This window comes from Candidatus Alcyoniella australis, from assembly GCA_030765605.1.
GTDB lineage: Bacteria > Lernaellota > Lernaellaia > JAVCCG01 > Alcyoniellaceae > Alcyoniella > Alcyoniella australis.
In genome coordinates this window covers 1-7,959 of sequence record JAVCCG010000135.1, presented here as the reverse complement: position 1 = coordinate 7,959, position 7,959 = coordinate 1, and the positions used below count along the sequence as shown (strand labels likewise).

The 7,959-nt window shown below is 59.8% G+C and carries 10 protein-coding genes; 4 read left to right on the top strand and 6 right to left on the bottom strand.

Annotated features, from left to right (window positions below):
• The 4 genes from P9M14_16520 to P9M14_16505 all read right to left on the bottom strand — a co-directional run.
• Positions 1–1,568, bottom strand: a 1,568-nt coding sequence (locus P9M14_16520) for a hypothetical protein (protein ID MDP8257352.1), incomplete at its 3' end; no start/stop codon positions are given.
• Positions 1,569–1,571: 3 nt separating this feature from the next.
• Entirely contained in the window at positions 1,572–2,420 is an 849-nt protein-coding gene (locus tag P9M14_16515) for a hypothetical protein (protein ID MDP8257351.1), read from the bottom strand.
• A complete protein-coding gene (locus P9M14_16510) occupies positions 2,386–2,721 on the bottom strand; it encodes a helix-turn-helix domain-containing protein (protein ID MDP8257350.1) in 336 nt (111 codons plus the stop codon). The genes P9M14_16515 and P9M14_16510 overlap by 35 nt, the downstream gene beginning before the upstream one ends.
• Positions 2,721–3,173, bottom strand: coding sequence for a hypothetical protein (locus tag P9M14_16505; GenBank protein ID MDP8257349.1), 453 nt, complete (start codon positions 3,171–3,173; stop codon positions 2,721–2,723). Before P9M14_16505 ends, P9M14_16510 begins: the two co-directional genes overlap by 1 nt.
• 749 nt (positions 3,174–3,922) lie before the next feature.
• Between P9M14_16505 and P9M14_16500 the strand changes: the two genes are divergently transcribed.
• The 4 genes from P9M14_16500 (at position 3,923) to P9M14_16485 (ending at position 5,982) form a co-directional block, all read left to right on the top strand.
• Positions 3,923–4,417, top strand: coding sequence for a S24 family peptidase (locus tag P9M14_16500; GenBank protein MDP8257348.1), 495 nt, complete (start codon positions 3,923–3,925; stop codon positions 4,415–4,417).
• Positions 4,418–4,715: 298 nt separating this feature from the next.
• Positions 4,716–5,174 (top strand): hypothetical protein, encoded by a 459-nt coding sequence (locus tag P9M14_16495; GenBank protein ID MDP8257347.1) that lies wholly within the window; start codon positions 4,716–4,718, stop codon positions 5,172–5,174.
• Between the two features lie 291 nt (positions 5,175–5,465).
• Complete coding sequence (locus P9M14_16490; GenBank protein ID MDP8257346.1) at positions 5,466–5,609, top strand: hypothetical protein; 144 nt, start codon at positions 5,466–5,468, stop codon at positions 5,607–5,609.
• A gap of 4 nt (positions 5,610–5,613) precedes the next feature.
• Positions 5,614–5,982 carry a hypothetical protein gene (locus tag P9M14_16485; GenBank protein ID MDP8257345.1) on the top strand — a complete coding sequence of 123 codons (369 nt, stop codon included), beginning with the start codon at positions 5,614–5,616 and terminating at the stop codon, positions 5,980–5,982.
• A 271-nt stretch (positions 5,983–6,253) separates the two neighbouring features.
• Here P9M14_16485 and P9M14_16480 read toward each other — a convergent pair whose 3' ends face one another.
• Together P9M14_16480 and P9M14_16475 are read right to left on the bottom strand one after the other, a co-directional pair.
• Positions 6,254–6,694 carry a hypothetical protein gene (locus P9M14_16480; GenBank protein MDP8257344.1) on the bottom strand — a complete coding sequence of 147 codons (441 nt, stop codon included), beginning with the start codon at positions 6,692–6,694 and terminating at the stop codon, positions 6,254–6,256.
• Positions 6,691–7,959: DUF935 family protein (locus tag P9M14_16475; GenBank protein MDP8257343.1), on the bottom strand; the 1,269-nt coding region annotated here is incomplete at its 5' end. The genes P9M14_16480 and P9M14_16475, both read right to left, overlap by 4 nt.

Genomic DNA, 7,959 nt, shown 5'->3' with positions numbered 1-7,959 from the left:
CACTGATGCTCGATTGGGCTGATGTTGCGGCCGAGCAGCTCGCGCAGGCGTTTCAGTGCGGCGTAGGCGGTGAATACCTCGGGCTCGTGCTGCTCGGGGAATACCGGCGCGCCGGTGCGCTGAGGCATGGCGATCTTTGGCACCTTGCCCGCCTGGGGCTTGGGGGTGATGCCGGAGAGGTCGATCCGCCCCTGGTCCAGGTCGGCGCGTAGGCGCTCGGCCTGGTTGAAGGCGTGGCGCTTGTGCGTGGAACGATCGCCCCAGACCTGGCCGCGCACGTCGAACCCGTGCTCGTCGGTCTTTACCAACGTGGCCGCGAGCTCGACGCCGTCCGCGATGCGCCAGCAGCGGATCGCCTGGGGCCACTCGTATGGCGAGTAGTCCACCATGACCTTGTCGCCCACGAACGTACCGCCACGAAGCTGGTACTCGTTGCCCTTGAAGCCGACCTTGCGGCCGCCTTTTACTGTGCGCTCCACGGGGGCGCTGCGCGCTAGGGCCTTACAGACCTCGATGGGTGGGAGCTCGCGCAGGTCGCCAACCTTCCAGGCCCAATAGCGGGAGCGCGGGGATCCGGTGCGGCTGTGCGGCTTGCAGGCGTTGAGGTAGGCCATCATGTCCCAGGCCCGGGCGTTGAGTTCGTCGAGGTTCTCGGCGGCTTTGAGGCTGAGACTGCTCTCGAAAAAACGCTCGATCAGCCAGTGGTGGGATTCGATACTGCCCTTGGCCCAGGGATGGCCGGCCTCGTGGGCCTGGAACTCGACGCCCAGACGGGCAAACAAGTTTTCGCAAAACTGGTTCTCAAATCCCGAGCCCTTGTCCGAAATAAGCAATTTAGGGACGCCGTGGAAGGGATAGTTAGGAAGGTCTTTGTTGGCCCAGGCCTCGAGCAGGAACTCGACGGCCAGCTCGCGAGACTCGCCCGACTCGTAGAAATAACGCCAGTAGAACGCGCCCGAGCAGTGATCGACCAGGGCGTAGCGGATGAGAACCTTTTTCACTTTGCGGAAGTACTCGGGCTTGTTCTTGTAGTACATAAGCCGCATGTCGCGCGGCACGGACGGCCCCTTCTCGGCCTTGCCGGAAAAACGCCACTGAATACAGATCGAGGCGTCCACCTGGTGTACGTGGTTGGGGTAAAGGCTGCGTGTGCCCCAGGTCGATTGAGGAGCGCGCTGGGCCTTGGTGCCGATATTGAGGCGGCGCATGTGGCGGTTAATCGTGGCCGGCGAAACGTCGGCGGGCGCGCGACCGTTGTCCGAGGCGTGGAGCTGCGCCACCCAGGTGGGCATGGTACGGTTGCCGTTGGCGCGCGTGGCGCGCACCTGCATGGCCGCCAGCGTGCGGATCTGCTCGTCGGTGAGGTCGCAACGATACGTGCCCGCATCGGCCCGCTGTTTGCGACCGGACTCCCATCCGTGGGCTTTAGCGATGCGGTAAATCGTGGCGGCCGACATGCCCAGACGCGCCTCGTACTCCTCGACGATGCGCGATCGGTCGGCGGCTGATGCGGCCGCGCTCATGCGGTCCGCCAGCTCAATGCCGATCCGGGGATCAACCGCAGCCACGGCCTACTCCGCAGGGCTGGTCGGGATGTTGATCAAGTCGGGGTTGCCCGAGGCGTGGAAGCGCTCGCAGGCGTCCTGGTATTCCTCAGTCACTAGCTCCGTCAGGCGCGTGTAGTGGCCGAGGACCAGGCCGCGAACATCGTTTTCCACATTGTCGGGATCGATTGAACGCAGCAGGTTAAAGTGCGCCTGGAAAGCCTTAAGCTCGACGTCGAGCTGCTCCTCGGCCTCGGCCATCGCGGGCGAGAGGCCGTCGCGCAACTTGGCGATTTCGCCGCGCAGCGCTTCGATCAGCGTATCCTTATCTTTGGCCTTGGACTCGAGTTTCTTGATGGCCTTGGTTTGTTTCTCGCGCTCAGCCATCAGCTCGGCCTTGGTCATGCTGAAAAACTCATCGGCCGGGCGTCCCAAAAGCTGCCCCGACTTATCGAATTCGTCCAGCTCTTCCTCGGTCACTTCCAGGATGTGGCCCTGCTTTGGATTCTCTTGGTACGAGGCGAGTAGCCGCGGATGGTCGTTGAGCCTTTTTGCCATCAGCATTGCCCGACCGGCTGCGCGGTAATGCAACCCGACTTCATCGGCTACGAATTCCGTGAACTCGCCGTAGGGGACCAGCGACTTGAGTTTGAGCAGAGTACGTCCCAGCTCGAAGTCGATGCGGACGCGCATCGGGGCCAAGGCGCGGACGCGGAACTTCAGCTCATCGGGGTCGTCGGGAAGCTCTTCAATGATGCGGCTGACGGCCGCACGGTGCGCGGCCATGACCTTTTCTACAGCCGCCTGCTTGGCATCGTTGCCGGGGGCCACTATCTGGGTTTCATCCGCGATGGGGGCCTGGTTCTTGTCGGTCATCTATATCTCCGATGTAAGATTGAAAGGTGGAATCCAGCGCCCGGGCGCGTTCGACCAGGCCCAGGCGGAACTTCTCGGCAAAACGAACGATGCGTGGGCTGAGGCGGTAGGAGCCCCTGCCGTTGGTCTCAACGTAGCCACGCTGTTCGAGGTTCCACAGCAGGCGCAGCGCGTTGTCCTTCTCGAGGCCCGAGGCCTCGGCGATCGCGGCCAGCGAAGTGAACTCGAGCTCGCGGCCGGACAGGGTCTCGATTAGATCAAGGGCCTTTTGCACCGACTTGTTGGTGTAGTCGGCGGCCATCAGGCTCTCCTCGCCTCAGCCTCGAGCGCCGCGATTTCATGCGCCAGGCGGGCGGCCTTGGCCTTTTTGCGGCCGAGTTCCACGAAGTGCCGTTCACTTGGGCCGACCGTGTCGTAACCCACGGCGCGCGCGAGAATCGCCAGACCCTCGTAATCGTCAAGCACCCAGCAGACTGCGGGAATGTACGACGCGGGGAGGCGGTATCCCTCTTTACTGCCGGCGCAGTAGGCGTCCCACACCGCCTGCGAGAGGTCGGGCCTGCTGACGAGCTCGCCCACGCGAGCTGCAATTACCGCACGCGACAGCGGGTTGCGGCCGGAGGCGCGCACCAGCCAGGCGCGAATGGCGGCGTCGATATCGAATGCCCCCGGCTCCGGTTCTTTCGATCCGATGCCTGGAAGGTCGCGCTGGCCAGAGGTCCGGGGGTCTGATTTTCGTTTTGACTTAGACATTGACGGCCTCGCGGGGGTGGGATAGGTTGATTTTGGGCTGGCGAGCAAGCCGGTGGCGGATGTGGGCCTCGACTCGGGGAGAGCGCCTTTCGCCGTTGAGAACGCGGCAGATCGTTGAGGGGGATAAGTGCATCTCGGCAGCGATTTCCTTCTGCCGGATACCGTGCAAAACAAGGAGCGCTTTGAGTTGGGAGCCCATCTTTCACCCGGAGCAAGTAGTTGACTAAGAGGAAATATACTTAGTGACTAAGCATGAGTCAAGCAATAAATTAGCCACTAAGCAAATCGGAGGCCGGATCTCTATTTTCCGGGAAAGAGCAGGGCTTTCTCAGAGAGCCCTTGCAAAGCTGATTGGTATAACCTCAGGAGGGCTCTCGCAGATAGAAACGGGCCGAGTCAGGCCGTCGGGAAGTACGCTAGATCGGATCTGCGGTCGAACCGACATCAATCCGAAATGGCTGCTCGATGGGAAAAACCCAATCTTGCTATCTCAAAAAACCCCTGTTGGAATTGGGCAACGGCTTCAAAAAATAATGGAAGATAATAGCCTGCGTCCGGAGACCCTGGCGAGCTTAATGGGGGTGTCAGGGAGTCAGCTTGATTCGTATATCCGAGAGAAAAAAACACCACCTCTGGACTTATTGGAGCGGCTATTTCAGAGAATTGACTATTTCCCGCAGTGGATTTTATTCGGCACCGGGCCAAAGCAAAGCGGGGATGACGATCCCGAATTTCTTGATCTCGAGGCCTTGGCCGATCTGCCCGTAACCCTGGTTGCCGCGCCGATGGCGAACGGCGTTGAGGACGCGGAGCCGGTCGAGTTCCGGCGCGTGCCGCTGGTGGCGGGGGCCGTGGCGGCCGGGGCTGAGATGGTGGGGCGCGAGGCGCTCAAGGGTTGGGCCGTGATCCACCGCGACCAGATCAAGGGCCGCAAGAACCTGGTGGCCTTCACCGTGGACAAGGTGCAGGGGACCTCGATGCTGCCCACGATCAGGCCCGGCGACATCGTGGCCGTGGACCGCGACGACCTGGACCCGGGCCGCTACAAGACGCCCAAGATATTCCTGGTGCGCACCGAGGACGGCCTGACAATCAAGCGCACCGCGCGCAGAGGGCACCTGCTGGTGCTCAACGCCGACAACCCGGCCTCGGGCTGGATCCCGCTGGTGCTGGACCTGAACGACCGCGATATCAAAGAGCTGATCGTCGGCCGCGTGGTGTGGCAGTTTTCGAGCGACCTGTAATATGGCTGGGAACACACAATTTAAATGGTATTGGTTGCTCGTTTTTCTCGGGCTGCCGGTCCTGATTCTTGTTATATTGGCCGGGATTGGCAATCAACCAGAAGTCTCGACACCTTCCCCGGCAGTCGTAGCCCAACGGACGCCCAGCCCCACGCCGCATAGCGCCGAGGCCACCGTACCAAGCACGGGATTTACGATCGTTTATAACGGACATCGTATTCCGGGCCCTGTTCCTTCAAAGGTCGGGGGCTATCGCTTTCTTGAAACCGAGTTGATCCGGCAGGGGCAGCGCCTGGCCGTGAGAACCTACGTCCTGTTCCCCCAGACGCTGACACACGACCAGCTCGGGCCGACCGCGATGCAGGCGGCCCTAGGGCAGGCGTCCAAGTTCGACGCGGGCTGGGTCGAGCTGCGCGCACTGGCCGCTGAATCCTGTATCGGCAAGGGCTCACAGGTGGCCAGGGTCCTATTCTCTAACGACGGCAAGGGAGCAATTCCGGCCTATAGCGCGCCGACCTGGGAGATCGAGATCGTGCCCGAGGGTTGCTGGCCGTGGTCCGTCGAGGAAATTGCCGCCGCGAATTATCGCTGCAAAACGCAGGGCATGGACTCGAAATTCAGAGACCAGAACGGCCTTTTACAAGATGAAGCGTGGCGTGCCCAGATGCGCAAAGACCTGGGAATAAGCAATACAGAGTGGTATAGGCGCGCGGACAAGGCCATGTCCTGCGTAACGAGTGAGACCTTCCAGCCGTGAGCTGTGCCAATTGGCAAAAGGAAATCGTGGGATTGGCAATTAATATTGTGCGTAGTATAAGAATGAAACTCTATTAGGAGGTCTGTCATGGTAGACGACAAGAACGACCGCTCCAAAAAATCCGATTCAGATACTACCATCGCTGAAACTCATAGGCCCTTTGAAAAAGGAATCCCCCTTTCAGACAGAGTCAACAGGAAGGACTCGGACGTAGAGAGGCCGAAGCCCAAAGCAAGAGGGCCAATTCCACCCGCTAAAAAAGAGGGATGACGCAGAAAAAGGCCGAAGAAAATGTCAGTTAAAAAGACTGCTACAAAAAAACCTTCAGCGAAAAAAGCTGTAGCGAAATCCAAGGATTCAGCGAAGAAAAAAGCTCGAGGTCCTATTCCACCGGCTAAAGATCCTGTAGGCGATACAGATAAGTCAAAGGATTGATTCCATGACTGCAGAAGAAGAATACAAATTCGTCTGTGAGCAGTATATCAGTGATAGAAATGAGATTAGGAAGGATATAACCACATTCGCCATAGCTATTATCGCTGCGGTTTGGGTGCTCCTCGAGGCCGAAATTATCAAAGATCCATTGTGGGCCAAAATGACGTTTTTATCAGCGATTGCCGCTATCGCTTTTAACGTGGTCGGTAAATATTTTAGAATAAACCATTGGATGAAATGTATGGACGACGATTCGGTTAATATTGATTACAGAAGCACTAGGTATGGGAAATTGGGCCATTATTCAATCTATCTAAGCAGCTTATCAATTGGCCTGGCTCTTATATTCTTTCTCTTTATCGTTGTAGGATAGAAAATATTCCGGAGAAAAAGACGAGAGAAAGGGGTCCGATTCCTCCTGGAATTAAGGACAATGGAAGAGCACGGGCCAAGAAGGCTCAGGGGTAATAAAAGTAAAGGGCTGAGCGTTGTTTGACGTGTGGGCGAGACTGTAAAATTGCTGAATACGGTGTGCCAATTGGCACTGAAGTTTACTAAATTAGTCACTCTGGACAAATGTCCAAAGTGTCGCCTAATGTTAACCGATTTAGTTAGTCTGGACAAATGTCCAAAGTGGACGGCAGCTACCTAAGCCGCTTGTAGCGCATGCCCCGCCGGAAACCGGCGGCCTTGAACTGCCTCACGACCTCCTCGCCGAAGCGGGCGAGGATCAGCTTCTCGGCCTTGGGCAGCACATCCTTTACAGCGTCGCGCAGGTAGGGCGTTGACGGGAAGGACGAAGCGCCGGGGTGCTGGACGCGTCGCGCGAATACGGTTTTGCCGCCGATTGTAAAACGCAGCGCCTTCCCGCGTCGCGGCACGATCTCGTGCGGACCGGGGAGTGGCTCGCCATCATGGACCGTAGCCGCGTATCGCTTATCAGACCCCACTATGCAGCCCCGTGGGGTCTCGACCACGATGATCGAGCGCTCGAGCTCGTGCGTTCGCTTGGGCACGAGCTCTCGCGCCCGCTCGCGCACCAGCTCGGCGATATCGCGTTGGGTGCGGCGCACAAGATGCTTCATTTCACCGCGTCCTTAACCTTGCCGACCAGTCGCACCACGGCTTGGGCGTCGGCCTCATCGCTGAATTCGTTCGCATCGATCGACGCGGACTCCTGGGGCTGTTCCGCAACTTGATCGAGGGTAAAGTCGGTCTCGGGCTCGATGTTGTAGGTGCGTCCGATGTACTCGGGCGTGAACAGCACGCCGAGCTTCTCGCGCAGCAGACTGTCGCGCTCGGCGCGGTCCTTGCGGACATCCTCCTCCTCGAACCAGCGCCAGACAGGCGGCGTGGCTCCCGCCACGTTGAGGCTCGTCAACAGGCCCAGCGGCTTGCGCATGGTCACGGCGACCAGCCGCTTATCGGCCCCGATGTAGTCGTCGCGCACCTCGAGGTGCCCCTTGGTCGCGGCGTAGCTGCCCTTATCGCCGACCTCCGTGCTCAGCGTCTGCCCCAGCACAGTCTTGCTGATCGCCGCGTTCATCACGGCCACAAGCCGGTCGTAGAGATCCGAGCTGCCCTTGACGTCCACGCCGTGCAGCTTGAGTTCCTCGCCCTCCTCGAGCACGGCCACGGCGTCCTGGACCATCTGCACCAGCCGGTCGGCCAGCATCTCGCGCTCGTTGGCGTCAGTGCCCTTGGGCACTTTGGCCTCGATCCAGGGCGTGCCGAACTTCTCGGCAAAATTGAGCCAGAATCTGAGGCCGCCTTTCTTGAAGACCACCGGCCAGAAGCACTTGCTCAAGATGCCCGAGCCGTAGGGATTGTCGTAGCCGGCCTCGTAGCGCGCGGCGAAAAATTTGCGCGGATCGCACAGCTCGCCGTTGATCGGCTGCTCGCGCGAGAGAAAGCGCAGGCGGTTGTCGTCGTCATAGCCGAACCACTCGGGCGGCTTGCCGACCAGGTCCGCGAGCGTCAGCGCATCGGCCTCGTAGCGCCAAAGCATCTCGATCGGCGCGTAGCCGAACAGCACGGCGTTGAGGATCTCGCGCACGAGCTGGTCGGTGTCCACGTGCTCGAAGGCGGTGCGGCAGATCTCGGCGGCTTTTTTATCTGCGCGGTGGCCCGAGGCAGGCTCTATTTCGTGCTCGCAGGACAGTACGCCCAGACGACGAGAGGTGACGCAGGCGTTGACCTGATCGTCGGTGAGCAGCTCGCGGAAGACGGTGATCGACTTGCCCGCGCGGCGCAGAACGATATCGGGATTGGGCAGCAGCCCGAGCAGGCTGCGCATCTCGTAGGCGGATGTGGCTCTAGTAGCCCGCTCGCCAAGAAGTTCTTTGGACAT

Bases quoted from the DNA above. Each gene is read 5' to 3' on its own strand.
- P9M14_16490 (MDP8257346.1), top strand. From the start codon at position 5,466: ATGTCAGTTAAAAAGACTGCTACAAAAAAACCTTCAGCGAAAAAAGCT.
- P9M14_16480 (MDP8257344.1), bottom strand. From the start codon at position 6,694: ATGAAGCATCTTGTGCGCCGCACCCAACGCGATATCGCCGAGCTGGTG.
- P9M14_16510 (MDP8257350.1), bottom strand. From the start codon at position 2,721: ATGGCCGCCGACTACACCAACAAGTCGGTGCAAAAGGCCCTTGATCTA.
- P9M14_16485 (MDP8257345.1), top strand. From the start codon at position 5,614: ATGACTGCAGAAGAAGAATACAAATTCGTCTGTGAGCAGTATATCAGT.
- P9M14_16515 (MDP8257351.1), bottom strand. From the start codon at position 2,420: ATGACCGACAAGAACCAGGCCCCCATCGCGGATGAAACCCAGATAGTG.
- P9M14_16505 (MDP8257349.1), bottom strand. From the start codon at position 3,173: ATGTCTAAGTCAAAACGAAAATCAGACCCCCGGACCTCTGGCCAGCGC.